Source organism: Streptomyces sp. NPDC051219, from assembly GCF_040682335.1.
GTDB lineage: Bacteria > Actinomycetota > Actinomycetes > Streptomycetales > Streptomycetaceae > Streptomyces.
In genome coordinates this window covers 71,620-90,032 of sequence record NZ_JBFBAS010000019.1, presented here as the reverse complement: position 1 = coordinate 90,032, position 18,413 = coordinate 71,620, and the positions used below count along the sequence as shown (strand labels likewise).

General features: G+C 69.4%; 17 protein-coding genes. 8 read left to right on the top strand and 9 right to left on the bottom strand.

The genetic code is table 11. The features are described 5' to 3' along the window. Positions 1-62: 62 nt before the first annotated feature. The 3 genes from AB0M62_RS21880 to AB0M62_RS21870 all read right to left on the bottom strand — a co-directional run bounded on the left by AB0M62_RS21880 (position 63) and on the right by AB0M62_RS21870 (position 2,187). The gene (locus AB0M62_RS21880; RefSeq protein ID WP_366075940.1) at positions 63-377 is read right to left on the bottom strand and encodes a hypothetical protein; all 315 of its coding nucleotides are present in this window, start codon (positions 375-377) and stop codon (positions 63-65) included. A gap of 10 nt (positions 378-387) precedes the next feature. After that, the gene (locus AB0M62_RS21875; protein ID WP_366075939.1) at positions 388-1,119 is read right to left on the bottom strand and encodes a helix-turn-helix domain-containing protein; all 732 of its coding nucleotides are present in this window, start codon (positions 1,117-1,119) and stop codon (positions 388-390) included. Positions 1,120-1,257: 138 nt separating this feature from the next. After that, positions 1,258-2,187: a diiron oxygenase gene (locus AB0M62_RS21870; RefSeq protein ID WP_366075938.1), complete on the bottom strand. Its 930-nt coding sequence runs from the start codon at positions 2,185-2,187 to the stop codon at positions 1,258-1,260. A gap of 216 nt (positions 2,188-2,403) precedes the next feature. On the opposite strand from AB0M62_RS21870, the gene AB0M62_RS21865 reads away from it, so the two are divergent. Continuing rightward, positions 2,404-3,507, top strand: a complete 1,104-nt coding sequence (locus tag AB0M62_RS21865; protein WP_366075937.1) for a ferritin-like domain-containing protein — start codon at positions 2,404-2,406, stop codon at positions 3,505-3,507. 117 nt (positions 3,508-3,624) lie between these two features. Here the strand turns inward: AB0M62_RS21865 and AB0M62_RS21860 are convergent, their stop codons facing one another. The 3 genes from AB0M62_RS21860 to AB0M62_RS21850 all read right to left on the bottom strand — a co-directional run bounded on the left by AB0M62_RS21860 (position 3,625) and on the right by AB0M62_RS21850 (position 6,878). Continuing rightward, on the bottom strand, positions 3,625-5,094 hold the full coding sequence (locus AB0M62_RS21860) for a penicillin-binding transpeptidase domain-containing protein (protein ID WP_366075936.1): 1,470 nt from the start codon (positions 5,092-5,094) through the stop codon (positions 3,625-3,627). After that, positions 5,091-6,470, bottom strand: a complete 1,380-nt coding sequence (locus tag AB0M62_RS21855) for an FtsW/RodA/SpoVE family cell cycle protein (protein ID WP_366075935.1) — start codon at positions 6,468-6,470, stop codon at positions 5,091-5,093. Before AB0M62_RS21855 ends, AB0M62_RS21860 begins: the two co-directional genes overlap by 4 nt. Positions 6,471-6,569: 99 nt before the next feature. Beyond that, entirely contained in the window at positions 6,570-6,878 is a 309-nt protein-coding gene (locus AB0M62_RS21850) for a zinc-ribbon domain-containing protein (RefSeq protein ID WP_366075972.1), read from the bottom strand. A 139-nt stretch (positions 6,879-7,017) separates the two neighbouring features. On the opposite strand from AB0M62_RS21850, the gene AB0M62_RS21845 reads away from it, so the two are divergent. Further along, on the top strand, positions 7,018-7,821 hold the full coding sequence (locus AB0M62_RS21845) for a nuclease-related domain-containing protein (RefSeq protein ID WP_366075934.1): 804 nt from the start codon (positions 7,018-7,020) through the stop codon (positions 7,819-7,821). 136 nt (positions 7,822-7,957) lie between these two features. On the opposite strand, the gene AB0M62_RS21840 is transcribed toward AB0M62_RS21845, so the two are convergent. Beyond that, positions 7,958-8,857, bottom strand: a complete 900-nt coding sequence (locus tag AB0M62_RS21840) for an ATP-dependent DNA ligase (protein WP_366075933.1) — start codon at positions 8,855-8,857, stop codon at positions 7,958-7,960. After that, positions 8,854-9,738 (bottom strand): non-homologous end-joining DNA ligase, encoded by an 885-nt coding sequence (gene ligD, locus AB0M62_RS21835; protein ID WP_366075932.1) that lies wholly within the window; start codon positions 9,736-9,738, stop codon positions 8,854-8,856. The genes AB0M62_RS21840 and ligD overlap by 4 nt, the downstream gene beginning before the upstream one ends. Positions 9,739-9,798: 60 nt before the next feature. Between ligD and AB0M62_RS21830 the strand changes: the two genes are divergently transcribed. After that, complete coding sequence (locus AB0M62_RS21830) at positions 9,799-10,860, top strand: Ku protein (protein ID WP_366075931.1); 1,062 nt, start codon at positions 9,799-9,801, stop codon at positions 10,858-10,860. Between the two features lie 74 nt (positions 10,861-10,934). Here AB0M62_RS21830 and AB0M62_RS21825 read toward each other — a convergent pair whose 3' ends face one another. After that, complete coding sequence (locus tag AB0M62_RS21825) at positions 10,935-12,491, bottom strand: M28 family metallopeptidase (protein WP_366075930.1); 1,557 nt, start codon at positions 12,489-12,491, stop codon at positions 10,935-10,937. A 591-nt stretch (positions 12,492-13,082) separates the two neighbouring features. Here AB0M62_RS21825 and AB0M62_RS21820 point away from each other — a divergent pair. From AB0M62_RS21820 to AB0M62_RS21800, 5 genes are all read left to right on the top strand, one after another. Next, entirely contained in the window at positions 13,083-14,591 is a 1,509-nt protein-coding gene (locus tag AB0M62_RS21820; protein WP_366075929.1) for a glutamate synthase subunit beta, read from the top strand. 351 nt (positions 14,592-14,942) lie between these two features. After that, positions 14,943-15,239, top strand: a complete 297-nt coding sequence (locus AB0M62_RS21815; protein WP_366075928.1) for a GYD domain-containing protein — start codon at positions 14,943-14,945, stop codon at positions 15,237-15,239. 653 nt (positions 15,240-15,892) lie between these two features. Further along, positions 15,893-16,288, top strand: a complete 396-nt coding sequence (locus AB0M62_RS21810) for a WXG100 family type VII secretion target (RefSeq protein ID WP_366075927.1) — start codon at positions 15,893-15,895, stop codon at positions 16,286-16,288. 21 nt (positions 16,289-16,309) lie between these two features. Then, on the top strand, positions 16,310-16,615 hold the full coding sequence (locus AB0M62_RS21805) for a WXG100 family type VII secretion target (RefSeq protein WP_366075925.1): 306 nt from the start codon (positions 16,310-16,312) through the stop codon (positions 16,613-16,615). Further along, entirely contained in the window at positions 16,615-18,411 is a 1,797-nt protein-coding gene (locus AB0M62_RS21800; RefSeq protein WP_366075924.1) for an RNase A-like domain-containing protein, read from the top strand. Before AB0M62_RS21805 ends, AB0M62_RS21800 begins: the two co-directional genes overlap by 1 nt. The last annotated feature ends 2 nt before the right edge of the window (positions 18,412-18,413 follow it).

Genomic DNA, 18,413 nt, shown 5'->3' with positions numbered 1-18,413 from the left:
GCCCGTGCCGGCGGTTCCGAGCGTGCTCCCGGCTTGCCCAACGGCTGCCCTGCGCCGTTTCGTCACGGCCGCCCTGGGCCGGTTTCGTCACGGCCGTCCGGCTGTGCGCCGCGAGCTGGCTTCGACCAGGGCCACCTGAGGCCGCGGGGCCGCTGCCCGGAGGGGTCGTACTCGTACTTCCAGCCGGTCTGCAGACCCAGCCGCCTGGTGTGCCCGGCGGGCACCCGGTGGTAAACGAGCACGGTGGGCGGGCCGCCGTCGGCGTCGGGCACCGGCACCTCGTACACCTTCGGCGGGTGGCCGGTCGGGCCGACGAGTACCGGCAGTACCCGGCCGTCCAGGGGGCCGCCCACGAAGGGCGTGTTCTCGCTTCTCACCCCACCAGTCTCACAGCAGGTGGGCGGCCTCGCTCACGACGGGCATCACCCGGCGGGCCAGGACGCCCACCGGGCCGTCGGCGGTCTCCAGTGCCAGCGCGGCCTGCGCCGCCGCGGCGGTCTGCGGGTCGGTGGCCGCGGTGACGGTCAGCAGCGCGACGAAATGGTCGACGAGCCAGTCCCGCAGCTCGGCGACCGGCGGCTGCTTCTCCTCGTCCAGCCAGATGAGGGAGGCGGCCTCCACCGCCGTGATCCAGGTGCGGACCATCATCCGCAGCCGGGCCCCGGGCTCGGGAACCGCGAGATGCACCAGGATCTGCTCGGCGGCTGCCCGCCGTACCTCGTCCACGATGGCGGTCGTACGCGAGGTCTCGGCGACGCTGCCGCCCTGCAGCAGCGCGCTGAACCCGGCGTCGTGCTGGTCGACGAACGCGAGGTAGCGGTCCAGGGCGTGGGAGAGACGCCGGGTGAGCGGACCGGCCTGCGGTTCGGCGAAGCACAGCTCGAGCTCGTCGGCGGCGGACCGCAGCGCGGCCTCGTACAACTGCTGCTTGCCGCCGGGGAAGTAGCGGTAGACGAGTGGCCGCGACACCCCCGCCGCCTCGGCGACGTCGTCGAAGGAGACCTCTTCCGGAGCGCGGTGCGCGAACAGTGAGAGAGCGGCGCCGAGGAGCTGGACGCGCCGCTCCTCGACGCTGAGCCGACGGTACGCGCGGGTGGCCGCCGGAGTCATCGGGGTCATGCGTCGCAGACTATCCGCACACTTCACCGATTACGCCCGGCAGTCCGGAGGACTTCCACACCCGGCGGCCCCGCCCCGCGCCTGCCGGGCCGCTACACGACCGGCGCGTGGCGATGTCGTTCACGGCGTCCGGAGGGGTCACGCCAGGAGCCCCGAGCTCTTCCACAGCCGACGGCCCACACCGCGCATGACCCCGATGTCGTCGAGGAAGTCCGTCAGCCGCTTCGCGCCCGACTGCATGACATCCCTGCGGTGGCCGCTCTCCTTGACCTGGGCCACCGCCTCGCGCCGGTCGAGTCCGACGTTCGTGTAGACCTGCGGGTTGACGAAGGCGACCGAGAACACCCGGGCCGCCTCGCCCGAGCTGATCCGGGTGAGCTCCTGCTCCCACCGCGGCGCGGTGACCATCTGGCGGCGCAACTCCTCGCGGGCGTATCGGACATGGCGGGCCTCCTCCACCACATGAATACGCGTCACTCCGCGCACCAGGGTCTGGACGCGCTCGTCCGGGAAGGTGAGCCGCTGCATCCAGTCGAGGATCTCCTCTCCGAGCAAGGTGCAGGCGAAGGACCCCGGGGTGGTCGAGACCGTCTTCAGGACGCGCGCCAGATTGTGGTTGAACCTCGAGACCGGGTAGGCGGGGGCTCCGCCCTTCTGGATCATGCGGGCGAACATCATCGAGTGCCGGCACTCGTCGGCGATCTCGGTGAGCGCGTAGCGGACGTGGTTGCTGGTGAGTGACTTGTCGTAGATGTGGCGCACCAGCAGCTGCATCAGGATGATCTCGAACCAGATGCCGAGCGAGGCGAGCGAAGCCGCTTCGTGCCGGGCCAGCTCCATCCGCTGTTCCTCGGACATCTTCCGCCACAGCGGGGTGTCGTAGAGCGAGACGAGCTCCGGCGGCCAGAACCACTTGTCCTCCTCGATGGGGGCATCCCAGTCGAGTTCGGCCTCCGGGTCGAAGGAGTGTCTGGCGGAGGACTCGAGCAGCCGCTCGGCGACCTGCTCACGGTCCTTGAGCAGGCCGAGTGCGTCCCTGAGCACTTCGCGCTGGGTCACTGTCGTCATGTCTGCGGGCACCTCGCGCATCGGTTTTCCGTGTCTGGGAAGCGCTCCCCGGAAGGATGCAGTCCGGGCAGCATGACTTATGAGACTGCCTGTCAGCAAGGGCGTCAATCCCTTGTGCGCGACTTGTTGACGGCGCATCTACCAACGTGTGAACCTGCCAACTATCCGCCAACCGTCCAGTCCTGTACGGCAGTCCGTGAGGCAAAGGGGGCGTCAGTGTCGACGCACGAGCTCTATGTGAACGAGCCGGGGAACCCGCTGTGGGAGGTACCCGCTTCCGGTGCGGCCCGCTTCAGCTGGGAGTACGACGACGGGCGTGACCGTCTGCTCGCCCTCTACCAGAAGGGCAAGGACAAGCAGTGGGACGGCGCCACACGCATCGACTGGGACCTCGAGGTCGACCCGTACGACCCGCTCGGCACCCCCGACGAGGCGCTGAACCTCTACGGCACCCGCCACTGGGCCAAGATGACCGAGAAGGACAAGGGCGATCTGCGCCGGCATTACACGTCCTGGCAGTTCAGCCAGTTCCTGCACGGCGAGCAGGGTGCGATGGTGTGCGCGGCGCGGATCGTCGAATCCGTGCCCGACCTGGACGCGAAGTTCTACTCGGCCACCCAGACCATGGACGAGGCCCGCCACGCCGAGATCTACGGCCGCTTCCTGCACGAGAAGGTCGGGATGCTCTACCCGGTCAACGACAACCTGCAGGGGCTGCTGGAGGACACCCTGCGCGACTCGCGCTGGGACATGCCGTACCTCGGCATGCAGGTCCTCATCGAGGGCCTCGCGCTCGCCGCCTTCGGCATGATCCGTGACACCACGGACAAGCCGCTGCCCAAGCAGATCCTGGCGTACGTCATGCAGGACGAGGCCCGGCACGTCGCCTTCGGGCGGATGGCGCTGCGCGACTACTACAAGCAACTCACGGACGCCGAGCTGCGCGAGCGCGAGGAGTTCGTCATCGAGGGCTGCTACCTGATGCGCGACCGGCTGCGCGGGGTGGAGGTCCTGGAGAACTTCGGCATCGGCAAGAAGGAGGCCGAGGATCTTTCCGAACAGTCGGAATTCCTGCACCTCTTCCGCAAACTGCTCTTCAGCCGCATCGTCCCCTGCGTGAAGGACATCGGGCTGTGGGGCGAGCGCCTGCAGAAGGCCTATCTGGACATGGGCGTGTTCGAGATGGGGGACTCCAACCTCGACCTGCTCATGACGCAGGACGAGGAGATCGCGGAACAGCTGGACAGGGAACGCTTCGCGGCGGAGGAGCAGGCGCGGGTCGCGGAGGTCGAGGCCGCGATCGCGGCCGGCACTTCCTGAGCGGCGCCTGTCGCCGATCACGGCCCGTCGGGGCGGGCGGCCGGGAAACCCGTCCGCAGAGTGAACGCTTACGGGTCGGGCCGTGGTCGCGCGCGGCACCGTAACCTCAGCAGCCGGTCACCTTCCGCCCTTGTCCAGCAGTGCCGCCTCCATCACAGCCCGGGCGATCGGCGCGGCGCTGCCGCCTCCGCTGATGTCCTCCCGCTGCGCCGACGCGTCCTCGACCACCACCGCGACCGCCACGGCCGGCGTTGGGGCGCCGCGCGCCTTGGCCCAGGAGATGAACCATGCGTACGGAGCCTCGGTGTTGCCGAGGCCGTGCTGCGCGGTCCCCGTCTTGCCCCCGACCTCGGCGCCGGGGATCGCGGCGTTGTGTCCCGAGCCCTCGGTGACGACCTTGACCATCATCCGCCTCAGGCGCAGGGCGGTGGCCCGGGTCATCGCCCGGGACAACGCCTTCTGGCTCGTCCGCGACACCGGGTTGCCGGTCGCGTCGGTCGTCCTCTCAAGCAGGAGCGGACGCTTGATGTCGCCGCCTCCGGCGATCGCCGCCGCCACCATCGCCATCTGCAGCGGTGTGGCCCGTGTGTTGAACTGGCCGATGGAGGACAGCGCCAGCTGGTCCAGGCTCATGTCGGTGTCGAAGTTGCTCCGGGAGACGACGAACGGGATCCTCAGCCGGCTGTCGTTGAAGCCGAACTTCTGCGCCGTGTCGACCATTCCCTGCAGCCCGACCTTCACCCCGAGGCCCGCCATCACGGTGTTGCAGGACCACTGGACGGCGTAGGCGAGGGAGGCGTCCTCGCAGCCCACCGCCTCGTCGGGCAGCACCGTACTGGTGCCCGGCAGCACGAAGGGGGCGGGCGTCCGGGTGGCTGCGCCGACATCGCGGACCACGCCGGAGTCGAGGGCCGCCGCGGCAGTGATGATCTTGAATGTGGAGCCCGGCGGGTAGGTCTCCCGGATGGCCCGGTTCAGCATCGGCCGACTGGGGTCGGAGTTCAGCCGCTGCCACGCCTCGGTGACCGAGGGGCTGTTCCCGGAGAGGCGCTGCGGATCGTACGAGGGACTGGTGACCAGCGCCAGGATGCGGCCGGTGGCGGGCTCGACGGCGGCCACCGCCCCCCGCCTCCCGGCAAGGCCGGTGTACGCCGCCCGCTGCATCGACGCCCTGATGGTGGTCGAGGCGTGGCCGCCGCGCCCCTGGGCACGGGTGAGGTCGCTCCACAGGGGGAACGCGGCGAGCGCCGGATGTCTGCCAGAGAGCACGTCGTCCGCGGCGTGCTCGACGAAACTCGTGCCGTACTTCTGCGAGGCGTAACCCGTCACGGGTGCGTACAGCGGTCCGTCGAGGTACGTGCGCTCGTACCGCAGCTGTTCGCCGCTGTCCCGGGAGCCGGTGACCGGTTTCCCGTCCACCAGGATGTCGCCGCGCGGCTGCGCGTAACGGGCGATGCTGTGACGGCGGTTGGCATCGCTGCCCGCGAGTCTCTCGGCCTGGACGACCTGCACCCGGGCGGTGTTGACCAGCAGTGCGACCAGCAGGAGCAGGCAGAAGGCCGCCGCGTGCCGGATGCAGCGGGTCACCGGACGCGCTCCCCGACCGGCGCGACGATGCCGATTGCGACCGGCTCCGGCTCCGGCCGCCGCGCCGAGTCGCTGACCCGGACCAGCAGCGCCACGATGATCCAGTTGGTGACGACGGACGATCCGCCTTGCGCCAGGAACGGCATCGCCATGCCGGTGAGCGGGATCAGCCCCATCACTCCGCCCGCGATCACGAAGACCTGGAGGGCCAGGATGGAGGCGAAGCCGACGGCGAGCAGTCGTCCGAAGGGGTCACGCAGCAGGAGGCCCGCCCGGTAGCCGCGGGCCACCAGCAGGGCGTACAGCAGAAAGATCGCGGTCAGCCCGACCAGCCCGAGCTCCTCGCCCGCGGTGGCCAGGATGAAGTCGGACTTGGTGGCGAAGCCGATGAGGACGGAGTGGCCGGCGCCGAGGCCGGTGCCGAGCATCTCGCCCTCCGCGAAGGCGAAGAGGGACTGGGCGAGCTGCTCGGGCCCCTGACCCGCTTCGATGGAGGCGAAGGGGTGCAGCCAGTCCTCGACCCGCTCGTGGACATGAGGTTCGAGCGAGCCGACCACGAAGGCACCGGAAGCGGCGAGCAGCAGGCCGACGGCGATCCAGCCGGTGCGGCCGGTGGCCACGTACAGCATGATCACGAAGAGTCCGAAGAAGAGCAGCGAGGTGCCCAGGTCCCGTTCCAGCACCAGGACGGCCACGCTGATCAGCCAGATCGCCACGATCGGACCCAGGACCCGGCCGGTGGGGAGCTGGAGCTTCCAGAACCTGCGGCCGGTGCAGGCGAGAGCCTCGCGGTTGGCGGCGAGGTAGGCGGCGAAGAACACGGCGAGCAGCATCTTGGCGAACTCTCCGGGCTGGAAGGAGAGTCCGCCGAGCCGGATCCAGATCCGGGCGCCGTTCACGGCCGGGAAGAGGATCGGCGCGATCATCAGGACGAGCGCGGCGGCGACCGACAGATAGGCGTACCGCTGAAGGATCCGGTGGTCGCGCAGCAGCACCACACACGCGATGAAGAGCGCGACACCCAGGGTGGACCAGATCAGCTGGGCGGGGGCCGCCCGGTCGAGCGGGGTTTCCAGGTCGAGGCGGTAGATGAGAACCAGGCCGAGGCCGTTGAGCAGGACGGCGATGGGGAGGAGCAGTGGGTCCGCGTACGGGGCGCACAGCCGCACGGCCAGATGGGCGGCAAGCGCGAGCGCGCCGAGGCCGGCTCCGTACCGGACCGCGTCCGCCGGGACCTGGCCCTCCCTGGTGAGACCTACGTCGACGTAGCCGTAGACGGAGATGAGGACGGCGCCCACGAGGAGGCACAGCTCCACGCCTCGACGCTTCGGGAGGCGTACGCCGGGCGGGGGAGCATCCGCCGTCGTTGCGGTCATCCCCGCAACGTAGCAAGCGGTCGAAGCTTATGTCCCTTTATGTCATAGTGCGCCGAGGGTTGGCTGACGATTCGGTGGCTGACGACCCCTCACGACGGTTCAGCGCTGATACGGATTCTGCTGCTGCACGCCGCCCTGCTGCGGGGACTGCGCCCGGCCGTCCTGGCCGCTGCCGCCGCCCTGCGCCGTGAGCTGTCCAGCCTGCTCCTGCGTCACCTGCTGCTCCAGACCGCAGAAGGTGCACTGGGTCCGGTATTTCGTGGAGAGAGGGAACAGCGGTACGAAGAACAGCGTGAACTTGGTGACGCTCTTCCTGAGCGTGTGTGCGGCCGGATTGCCGCAGCTGCCGCAGACGAGCGTCAGCATGGCCAGCTGGTGCAGGTACGTCTTGGTGCCGAAAAGTACGATCATGCTCCGGTCCCTCCCGGGTCGGTGGCCGGCCGGCGCTCGACCAGCGGCTGTACCTCCAGCCTGTCATGACTTTCCGGACCGGGTTATTGCCCCTCCCCGCCGTCTCCTGCTCCCATGGTCGGTGGGGTGATGGACTATGCGAGAACTCCGGGTCACACCCACGCGGCGGTACGGGCAGGACCGGCTGTACGTGACCCTCCCGGACGGCCTGACCATCGCCTGGTACGACCGGGAGACCGGCCGCGTCAGCGTGCTCGCCGCCGGCCACCGTGAGGCCGCGCTGGAGGCCCTCGCCCCCTACCTCGTCGGTCCCTGGACGGTGGGGCCGCCGCCCGTCCCGACCGCCGCCGATCTGGTCCGCCTCTCCCTGCCACCCGACGACGACCTCGCTCCGAACCGCCCGGGCGAGGCACTGTACGGCGAGGCTCCGCACGGCGGGCCGGCCAGGTGGCGCCGCACCGAGGACGCCCGCCGCCGGGCCCTGGCCGCCCAGCAACTGATCGGCGGCGAACTCGACCGCCTGGAGGACTCGGGATCGCGAGTGCTGCACTCGGTACCGCTGCCCGGCGGGGACCGCATCGACCACCTGGTGATCGGACCGGCCGGGGTGCTGACCGTACGCACGGTGGATGCGCGCAAGCGGCGCGCCCTGGTCGGCGAGCAGGACGTCGCGATCGGCCGCGGCGAGCCGCTCCCGGAGATCCGGCGGGCCCGCCGCGAGGCCGCCCGAGCGGCACACGCCCTCGTCGCCCCCGTACGGCCGGTGCTTGCGGTGGTGGCGGCGAGCCGGCTCGACGTGGTGCCGTCGCTGCGCGACGTGGAGGTCCTGCGGGACGTCGAGATGGGCGCGCTGCGCGCGGAGGGCGGTGAACTGAAACCGGCGGACATCGAGACGCTGTACGCAGCGGCGCGCGACCGCCGCACCTGGCTGAGGGCGTGAGGCCGCCCCTGTCCCGTCGATCGTCGCCGGCCCGGCAGGACCCGCCGGCCCGGCAGGACCCGCCGGCCCGGCAGGACCGCGCGGGCAGGGCCAGGGGGGACCGGGCAGGGGGACCGGGCAGGACCAGGAGGGACGGTCACATGTCCGTGCGCAGCCTGAGTACCGTCACTGTCGCGTGCCGGGCCGTTGTTCCGTACCTCACCTCCACGGTCATCGCCGGAGCCACCGAGTGGTACTCGACCTCGCCCAGGCCCAGTGCCGTCGCGGTCCCCTTCCCGGTGGGCAGGCCCGCCAGCACCGCCCCGGCCTCCGTGCGCAGTGCCGGGGCCAGCGGGCTGGAGACCACCGGGGTGTCGTCGCCCGGCAGGACGAGCACCAGTGCGGACGGCCGGGACGCGAGGCCCGTGTGCCCGACCACGACCGCGTCGCGGGTGTCCGTGTGCCGCAGCTTCTGCCAGCCGCGGCGTCCGGTCGGATACCCCTGGTCGAGGCGCTTGATCACCAGACCCTCGACCCCGATGGCGGGCAGGGTCTCGTACCAGGTGGTGGCGAGCGCTGGATCCGTCGTCATGGGCACCGCCTGGAGCGGCGGCCCGAGGGGGTCGAGCGCTTCGACCAGCCGTCCCCGCCGCTTCTCGTACGGCACTCTGCGCACATCCGTGCCTTCCGTGGCCAGGATGTCGAACGCCGCGTACGAGGCCGGCAGCGTGCGCGCCAGAGCCGCCGCCCGCCCCGCGGAGGCCGCGGCCGCCCGCTTCTGGACCGCCGCGAAGTCCGTACGGCCCTCGTTCCACACCACCACCTCACCGTCGAGGACCGTGCCCGCCGGCAGCCGGCGGGCGGCCTCGGCCAGATCGGGAAAGGCGCGGGTGACGATACGCCCGGAGCGGGCCTGAAGCACCACCCGTTCCCCGTAGGCGAAGACGACCACCCGGTGCCCGTCGAACTTCGGCTCGTACGCCCAGCCGGCGCCACGCGGCATCTCGTGCACCGACTGCGCGAGGGCCACCTTGAGCGGGGGCTCCAGGACGCTCATGGCAGCGGGCGGGCCTGGCCGGGGTCGTTGAGCGGGCTGAGCAGATCGCCGTACCGCTCCATCCGGCCGCCGATGTCACCGGCATGGAAGACGAGCTGCCCGGGCTCCTCGCACGCCGCCACTTCCTCCCAGGTGACCGGTGTCGACACCGTCGGCTCGGCACGGGCCCGCAGGGTGTAGGGCGTGGCGGTGGTCTTGGCCGCCGCGTTCTGGCTGAAGTCGACGAACACCTTGCCCGGCCGCAGCGCCCTGGCCATCCTGTGCACGACCAGCCCGGACAGCTCCCGCTCGGCCTCCTGCGCAAGCCTCTTCGCGTACGCGGACACCTGGTCCGACGGCGTCGGCTCCACCGGCACCGTCAGGTGCAGCCCCTTGGACCCGGACGTCTTCGCGTACGCCTGCAGACCGTCCGCCGCCATCCGCTCGCGCAGCCACAGGGCGACCTCGCAGCACTCCACAACCGTGGCCGGCGGCCCGGGGTCGAGATCCAGAATGAGGCGGTCGGCGACGGCGAGCTCGTCCGCCTTCCACTGGGGCGTATGGAACTCCACCACCAGGTTCGCCGCCCAGATCAGTGACGCCATGTCCTGCACCATGACCTGCTCGGCACCCGGCGCGTCGGAGCGCGGCACGCTCGCGACCTTCACCCACGAGGGTGTGCCCGGCGGCGGATTCTTCGAGAAGAACCGCTGGCCCTCCACGCCGTCCGGATAACGCAGGAAGGACACCGGCCGGTCGCGGAGATGCGCAAGCAGCGGCTCGGCGACCGTCGCGTAGTAGTGCAGCACCTCGCCCTTGGTGAACCCGCTCTCCGGATAGAGGATCTTGTCCAGATTGCTGAGCGCCAGGCGCCGCCCCTCCACCTCTGTGATCGGCGTCATACGATGAGAATCCCACGTATCGCAGCGAATCATGATGAATCACGATCGAAGGGATGAAACGTGCGATCCATCTGGAACGGGTCCATCTCGTTCGGCCTGGTCAGCATCCCGATCAAGCTCGTGAACGCCACCGAGAACCACTCGATCTCCTTCCGTCAGGTCCACGCTCCTGACGGCAGCAGGATCCGCTACCGCAAGGTGTGCGAGCTCGACGAGCGCGAAGTGACCGCTGCCGAGATCGGCAAGGGGTACGAGGACGCGGACGGCACGATCATCCCGATCACCGACGAGGACCTGGCCTCACTCCCGCTCCCGACGGCCAAGACGATCCAGATTGTCTCCTTCCTCCCTGATGCGGAGGTCGACCCGCTGCAGATGGACACGGCCTACTACCTGGCGGCGAACGGGGCACCGGCCGCGAAGCCGTACACGCTCCTTCGCGAGGCCCTCCGGCGCAGCAAGAAGGTCGCCATCGCCAAGTTCGCGCTGCGCGGCCGGGAACGCCTCGGCATGCTGCGCGTCATCGACGACGTGATCACCATGCACGGACTGCTGTGGCCCGACGAGATCCGTGAGCCCGAGGGCGTCGCGCCCGAGGCGAACGTCTCCGTACGGGACGCCGAACTCGACCTCGCCGAAGCCCTGATGGACACCCTGGGCGAGGTCGACGTGGATTCCCTGACCGACGACTACCGCGCCGCGCTCGAGGAACTGATCGCCGCGAAGGCGTCCGGCGAGCTCCCCGTACCCCGGCCGGAAGAGGGCGAAGGCAAGGTCATCGACCTGATGGCGGCCCTGGAGAAGAGCGTCCGCGCGGCGCAGGGGGCGCGCGACGCGGGCGAGGGCCGCTCGGCGGAGGTCACCCCGATCCGCAAGCCGGCGAAGAAGTCGGCCGCGGCGGTGCCGAAGTCGGTGGGCGGCAAGAAGTCCACGGCGAAGAAGGCGGCGGCCAAGAAAACCGCCGCGCACAAGACCACCGCGAAGAAGTCGGCCGCGAAGTCCACAGGGGCGACGAAGTCAACGGCGGCGAAGAGGACCGCCACGAAGACCACGGCGAAGAAGACCACGGCGAAGAAGACCGCCACGAAGCCGACGACGGCGAAGAAGCGCAGCTCGGGCTGACAGGCAAGAGCCCCGGCCGGGGGAGGGGGACACCTCCCGCGGCCGGGGCTGCTGTGCTCCGGTGCTGCTCGGGGTTACTCGCTCACATCGTGCCCGTGGCCGTCGTGCAGGCCGCCGCCGCTGCCGGCGTCGCCGTCGGTCGGAACCGACTCGACCGGGACGGACAGCGGACCGAGGTCGTAGGCGTAGTGACCCACCGCGTCTCCGATGATGTCGATGTTGATGTCGAACGCCTTCATGTCGATGTTCTCGATGGTGTCGCCGGCGGCGTGGTAGTTCGGGTCGTACGCGACGTCCGCCGTTCCGCCGAACTTGGCCGCCTGCGCGGCGGTCTTGATGCCTTCCGCGCCGGTGAACGTACCGCCGGAGGGGATGCCCACCTCGATGAACGGTCCGTAGTCGGAGCGGCCGGTGAAGTCGGTGCCCTCGTGCGGGATCTTCTTGGAGTCGAGGAAGCCGTTGATGCCCTTCTCGATCTGGGCGGAGCCCTCGGGGCCCGGGCCCGCCCCGACGCCGTCCGAGTCGTCGCCGTCGTACACGAAGTAGCCGGCGTTCGGAGACGCGATCATGTCGAAGTTCAGGTAGAGCTTGATCTGCCTCTTCTGCTCCTCGGTGAGCGAGGCGACGTAGGCCTCGGACCCGAGCAGGCCGAACTCCTCGGCCGACCACCAGGCGAACTTCACTTTGTTCTTGGGCTTCGCGTGGGACTTGGCGAGCTCCAGGGCGACCTGGAGGATGCCGGCCGAGCCGGAACCGTTGTCGTTGATGCCGGGGCCCGCGGCGACCGAGTCGAGGTGGGCTCCGAGGAAGACGGTGTTGTCCGCCTCCCCGCCGCGGGTCTCCGCGACCACGTTGTACGTCTTGCGGTTCTCGCGCAGCTCACGAATGTCCAGCGTGACGCTGACCGGCCCCTTGGCCGCCTCCGCCGCCAGCGCCTCGCCGTCCGTCCGGGCGACACCGCCGGTCGGGACCTTGCCGAGCGTGGGGTCGCCGATGGTGCCGTTCAGGGCGCCCTCGGTGTTGTTGTAGATCACCGCGCCGACCGCGCCGGCGTCTGCGGCGTTGGCCTGCTTGACCGCGAAGGTGCAGCCGCCGCGCTTGATCAGGGCGATCTTGCCGGTGAAGGTGCCCGAGGCGAAGTCGGAGGCCTCGCAGCCGTTCGTACCGTCGGCGTCGACGGGAGCGACGGTGAGCGGCGCGGTGACCCCGCCCGCCGGCGAACTGGCGGTGTACGTCATCAGCTTGACCGGTACATCGCGCGGCGTCGGCGAGACGACCTTGAGGCTTTCCTCGATGGTCTCCGTGTACACGAAATCGAACTCGTGTCTGGATACCTTGTAGCCGGCCAGCCGCATGAGGGCTTCGACGTACTGGGCGGACTGCTTGTGCCCCTGGGAACCCGCGACCCGGTTGTCACCGTTGTGGTCGGCTATCTTCTGCAACACCTGAAGGTGCCGGTAGGCGTCCTTGGCCGTGGACTCCTTGACCAGCTTCCTGGCCAGCGCGTCGCCCTTGTGGGCGGCTGATCCCGTTGCACTTCCGGCGGTGGCCGGTCCGGAGAACAGGAGCGGAGAGACCAGTGCTGCGGCCGCGAGGGTGGCGGTGGCCGCGGCGATACGGCGTGAGGGCATGAAAGTCCTTTCACGTCAGTCGGAGAGAGCACTGCGGGGGTAGTGAAGTTGAGGCACGTTAAGCGCCATGTGAGCCCCCTGACCAGAGGTCTGCTGTCTCGGCTGTGTGAAATCTGCTATTTCCCAGCCAACACGGTGACTCTCTGACGGCAAGTCGGGAGAGACGTACGGGAAGCCCCGTCCCCCGGCTGGGCCAGGGCGACCTACCGTGATCACGTACGGGAGCTCTGCAGCACCCGAGTTGAGGTCCCCAAAGGACCCCGGTCGGGACGCCGTTGCCCCACATGCACCGCCTTGACGAATGCGATGGGGGCCGGCTCGCAGCGGCGGTTGTGACCGGCACTACCGCCTTCGCGGCAGACTCCGCTCCCAGCGGCTCCGGGCGCCGTCCCTCGTAGCTCCGTGCTCAGGTGAACCAGCGACGCGGCGTACTTCGCCCTCGCACCGTCCGGCACGGTGAGCGGCCCGATGACGCGCCATGCCGCTCCTTGCTGAACCGGCACCGCACCGGTCGATGAAAGCGGAACAAAGCAGGCGTACGCTGATCAGAACGTCGTATTGCACCGCAAGTGCGCGCGATGGAGGCGGCGCATGACCGATCCATTCGGCTTCCTCAAGATCCCCCGTCGGCCCGTTCCGGCTCGCCCTGTCGAGGAACGGCTGCGCGACTGGAACGAGGTCTACGCGGGGCAGGCCCTGCTTCCGCTCGTCTCCGAGCAGGCGGGGCGCTGTATGGACTGCGGTATACCGTTCTGCCACAGCGGCTGCCCGCTGGGGAACCTCATCCCCGAGTGGAACGCGTACGCGGCGCGGGGCGACTGGCGGGCCGCGGCCGAGCGACTCCACGCGACGAACAACTTTCCCGAGTTCACCGGCCGGCTGTGCCCGGCGCCGTGCGAGGACGCCTGCGTGCTGGCGATCAATGCAGATCCAGTGACGATCAAGAACGTAGAGCAGGCCATCGCCGACCAGATCTGGGAGCGCGGGTACGCGTCACCGAAACCGCCGGAGCGGCTCAGCGGGAAGACCGTCGCTGTCATCGGCTCCGGACCCGCGGGACTGGCGGCGGCTCAACAGTTGACCCGTATCGGTCATACCGTCGTCGTCTACGAGCGGGCCGACCGCATCGGCGGTCTGCTGCGCTACGGCATCCCCGAGTTCAAGCTGGAGAAGCGGCACCTGGACCGCCGCATCGAGCAGATGCGGGCCGAGGGCACCAAATTCCGCACGGGCGTGGCCGTCGGCAGCGACATCGACGCCGCCGAGCTCGCAAGGCGTCACGACGCGGTGGTCGTCGCGGTCGGAGCCACGGAGCAGCGGGAGCTCCCCGTTCCCGGCCGGCAGCTGCACGGCATCCATCAGGCCATGGACTACCTGACTCTCGCCAACCGGGTCAGGGAGGGCGACTATGCCTCGCCGTCCGTCACCGCCGAGGGCAAGCACGTGGTGATCGTCGGTGGCGGGGACACCGGCTCGGACTGTCTGGGCACGGTGCTGCGCCAAGGCGCGGCCTCCGTGCTGCAGCTGGACATCAACCCGGAGCCGGGCGAGGCCCGGCTGGAAACCGAGCCCTGGCCCATCTATCCGAAGGTGTACCGGATCTCCCATGCCCATGCCGAGGCCCGGGGGCGGGAGGGCACCGATCCGAGGATCTTCTCCAGCGCCACCCTCCGTTTCGAGGAGGGCCCTGCCGGCCATGTGCGTGCGCTGCACCTGACCGAAGTGGAACCCAAGGCCAGAAAGCCCCGGCCGGGCACCGAGCGGGTGATCCCGGCGGAGCTGGTCCTGCTCGCCCTCGGCTTCTCCGGCCCCGAAAAGGCCACCGGCCTGATGGAGCAGCTCGGGCTCACACTGGACGACCGGGGAAACTTCGCCCGGGACGCCGCCTTCACGGCCGGAAGGGCGGAGCCGGCCGACCGGACAGTGCGCACCCCGCCCGATGGGGTCTTCGTAGCGGGCGACGCGGGACGCGGCCAGTCCCTTGTGGTGTGGGCCATCGCGGAGGGCCGGTCCGCCGCGGCGGCCGCGGACCGCTACCTGACGGGCTCCACCGAGCTGCCGGCCCCCATAGCGCCTGAGGACCGGCCCTTGGTGGCGTGACGTCGGCGGGGAGCCGCTGCATCGCCGTTGTGGCGCAGGCGGACTCACTTGCCGCGCACCAGCAGAAAGAGCCTTCGACTTCCAGGACCCCAACACGTCCAATGCTGCCCGATAGCCGCGGGGTGGTGTTGTTTCCTCCCGCCGGGAGGGCCCGGGAAGGGATGCCGGCGGGTGCCGGCTGCGGCCGCTGCGGGGCCTTCATTCGTGCCGGCGAGCTGACCACCGGTTGCGGAGTTCGGTCGTTGGTCGCTCGTATCACTCGTTCTGGTGTGCTTCTCATGCGCATTACATGCTTGGCGCCCAGAATTTGACCCACGATGTGTTGTGTCTCCTTCATAGGGGTGAATCGCCATGCCGACGTTTGTCACGCTGCTGAACTGGACCGATCAGGGGATCCGGGGCTACAAGGACACCCCGCAGCGCGCCGAGGCCTTCGCCGCAGCGGCACAAAAGCTCGGGGCGAAGGTCCTGAGCATCTACTGGACCGTTGGTTCGTACGACCTCGTGGCCGTCGTGGAGGCGCCCGACGACGAGACCGCCACCGCGGTGCTCCTGCAGGTCGGCGGGTTGGGCAACGTCCGTAGCACGACCCTGCGGGCCTTCGGCCGGCAGGAGATGGACCGCATCATCGCCAAAGCCACGGGCTGAGGACTTTCGGAGCGAGGACCTGTTACGCGAGTACGAGTGGCACGTTCACGTGTTGGCTCCGAGGCCTCTGGACACGTCTGGGGTCTTCGTCGTTTCGGCGTACTGACCTGGGCGGATGCCACCAAGGTCCTGTCCACGAATAGTCCACAGAGTCCGTCATACGGCCGCTTCGAGCGGCATACGGCTGCACATACGCGAAGACCCCGTTCTCAGCGAAAGCGCCGGCGGCGGGGTCTTCGGGCACCTCATAAAGGGCGCCCCCGGCAGACCCTCGGCCTGGAGCTGGGTCACGACCTCGTCCAGGTCCCGTCCCGTTGCCGGCGGCGGAACAGGTCATAGACACGTCCCACGGGCCGTAGCGTTCGCGTCGCGCTACGGGGCGCCGGTCCGGGTCCGCCACCGTATGCCGTCTGTCAACCGCCGCCGCGTCCCCACCGCCGGACGGCCCGGCTTGATACCCCGCGGCAACGGCTCAACCCGGCCCCTGGCCGTTCGTCAGATCCCCACTTCCCACGCGCGTGATCACCAACCAGCAAGATCTGCTGTCGCAACACCGCCTGGGCCCGGGGTGGTTGAAGGCGGGAAACCTGTCCACCAGTACGCTGGTGGAAACACACGTTCGCAAAGTGTGGAGTGGTGGGACGGGGGCCAGGATGCAGAACGCCGATCTTGATGTGCCGGAGGACGGGCTGACAAGGCTCGCCGACGACCTTGATGACATGCAGCGGTATCTGGAGCAGCAGACCCGGCGGATGGACGCCGTGGTCGACAGCATCGAGGCGGGCTGGCAGGGCCCCACGGCCAAGGCCTACCGCAGTCTGCACCGGGGTGCGGCGGAGGACGCCGTACGTATCCGGAACATCCTCGTGCTGCTGGAGGAGGCGACGCGGCTCAGCCGTGACGGGTTCACCGAGCAGGAGTTGGACACGCTTGGCCGCATCCGGAAGCTCCAGGACGGCGCGGACGTCTCGGCCACTGCGCGGGCCTGGTCCGAACCGGACCCGGCGGCCGCGTCCGCGCAGCCGCAGAGCCGCATCCTGGACATCTGAACCACGGGGAACAGCACCGACATGTCGGAAGACGACCGCATCACCGTCAACTTCGCCACGCTCCGGCGCCTTTCGGGAGAACTGGAGGACATCCTCCGCACCCTGAACGAGAAGCTGGACCTGCTGTACGGCCGCACGGAGAAGGCCGTACTGAGCTGGGACGGCGAAGCCCGCGAGGCATTCATCGACGAGCTCGACAAGTGGGACCGCTCCGCGCAGGACCTACGGGCCGCCCAGGCCTGGCTGCACGAGGTGGTCGTCAACGGCCACCTCAACTACGACGCGGCCAACCGCTCGGTCCTCCAGGGCTGGGGAGGCGGTGCCTGATGGCTGGACCCACCCCCGGACCCACGCCGGCGCAGCCGCCCGCCGGCAACGGGAACATCGACGTCAAGCCGAGCGACCTCTGGCGCGTCTCGGGCCGGGTCGCCCACCAGCAGACGGCCCTCATGAACGGTGCCAGGGATCTGCTGACGGGGCTCCAGAGGTACCCGGACGCGGGTGGCGCGGGTACCGACGCCCGGGAGTTCTCGGTCGAGTACCAGAAGATCGCCAACCGGTGGCTGGAGGTGTGGGCCAAATCCGTCGCCAGCATCGGCGGCGTCGCCGTCGGCTTCACCGAGACGGCCAACGCGTACGCGAAGGCGGACGCGGCGGCCAACCCGAAGCCCGGCAAGACCGCGGAGCAGAAGCCGCCCCCGGGGAACGTCATCGACAAGCCGCCGTCCCTCGGCACCGTCCCCGACCTCAAGTGGGGTGACAACGACGGCGGCGACGACATCCTCCGCTCGCTGATGGAGAACATTTCGCCGCCCGTGCGCGCCGCGCTCCAGCCGGTGTTCAAGAACGTCTTCCGGCTCGGCAAGGTCGCGGACGTCTTCCCCTACCCGCAGCAGCACTACCTCTACTCCCTGAGCCAGAGCTGGTCCGAGACCCTCAACACGCTCAGCACCGTCTCCAGCGAACTGTCCATGGCGGTCGGCACCATCACCAACCCCCAGCAGGCCGACTGGGAAGACGCCATGCACGTCTTCTGCAGTGCCATCTGGGGCGCCACGGACTGGGGGCACCAACGCTTCGGCCAGCAATGGGCCCAGCAGGTGAACTCCGGCCCCGGAACGCCGAAGCGTCCCACCGGAAGTCAGCCGGTGTTCTCCGTCCTCTTCACCACCGCCGAGGAGATCAGCAAGATCCTCCGCGACTACGCCGAGGCCGCGGTGAAGCTCAATCAGGAGGTCTGGGACGAGCTTGTCGAGGCCATGAAGCAGGCCCTCAAGGACATGGTCGACAAAGACCTGAACCTCAAGGACGGCGTCGGCATGAAGGACGTCGGCGGCTTGGTGAAGACCATCGGCAAGGGCGTGGGGAAGGGAATCGGCGCGCTGGCCGAGTTCGACGTCAAGACCATCGTCAAGCTGGACACCGCCGAGCTCAACCGGATCGTCGACACCTACACCACCACTCTCGACGGCCTCACGACCCGGATGAAGACCCTGATGGACGCGCTGAACGAGGCGCACCTCAGCGCTCCCAAGTACGAGACGGGTGTGGCCCGCGCCCACGGCTTCGGCGCCCGGGCACTGGACGAGTTCAAGACCCCGCAACGCTGGATAAAGGAGGACGTCAACGGCAACTACACCCTGGACCTGGCGAGCAACGAGTGGCTGAACAACGGCCACACCCTCGACAAGCACGTGGGCAAGACCGACGAACAGCTCGCACAGCGGCTGCGCGACCAACAGAACGGCGGTGTCACGCAGGCATGGCCGCATGGCAAGCCCGTGCCCAGCGCCTCCTCGTCCTTCAAGACGTACGCGGACGCCGAGCGGTTGACCCAGCACAATCTGAACAAGAACCGTGCCGAGATCGAGGCGTGGCTCGCCGGAAACCCGGCCAGCGGCCCGGGGCCCATCATCAGGGCGGAGGCACCCAACCAGGGTGAGGTCACCGGCAGGAGCGTACTGCGCAACGATCCCACGATCGGCTGGAGGAACCAGGGGATGAACGCGACCGCCGTCGACGTCCACTACATCGAGACACGGCTCAAATACAGTCCTCACACCGATCCGCCGTTCACCGTCGTCACCTCCATGCCGTCCAACAAGCCGCCAGGCACGAACTGAGG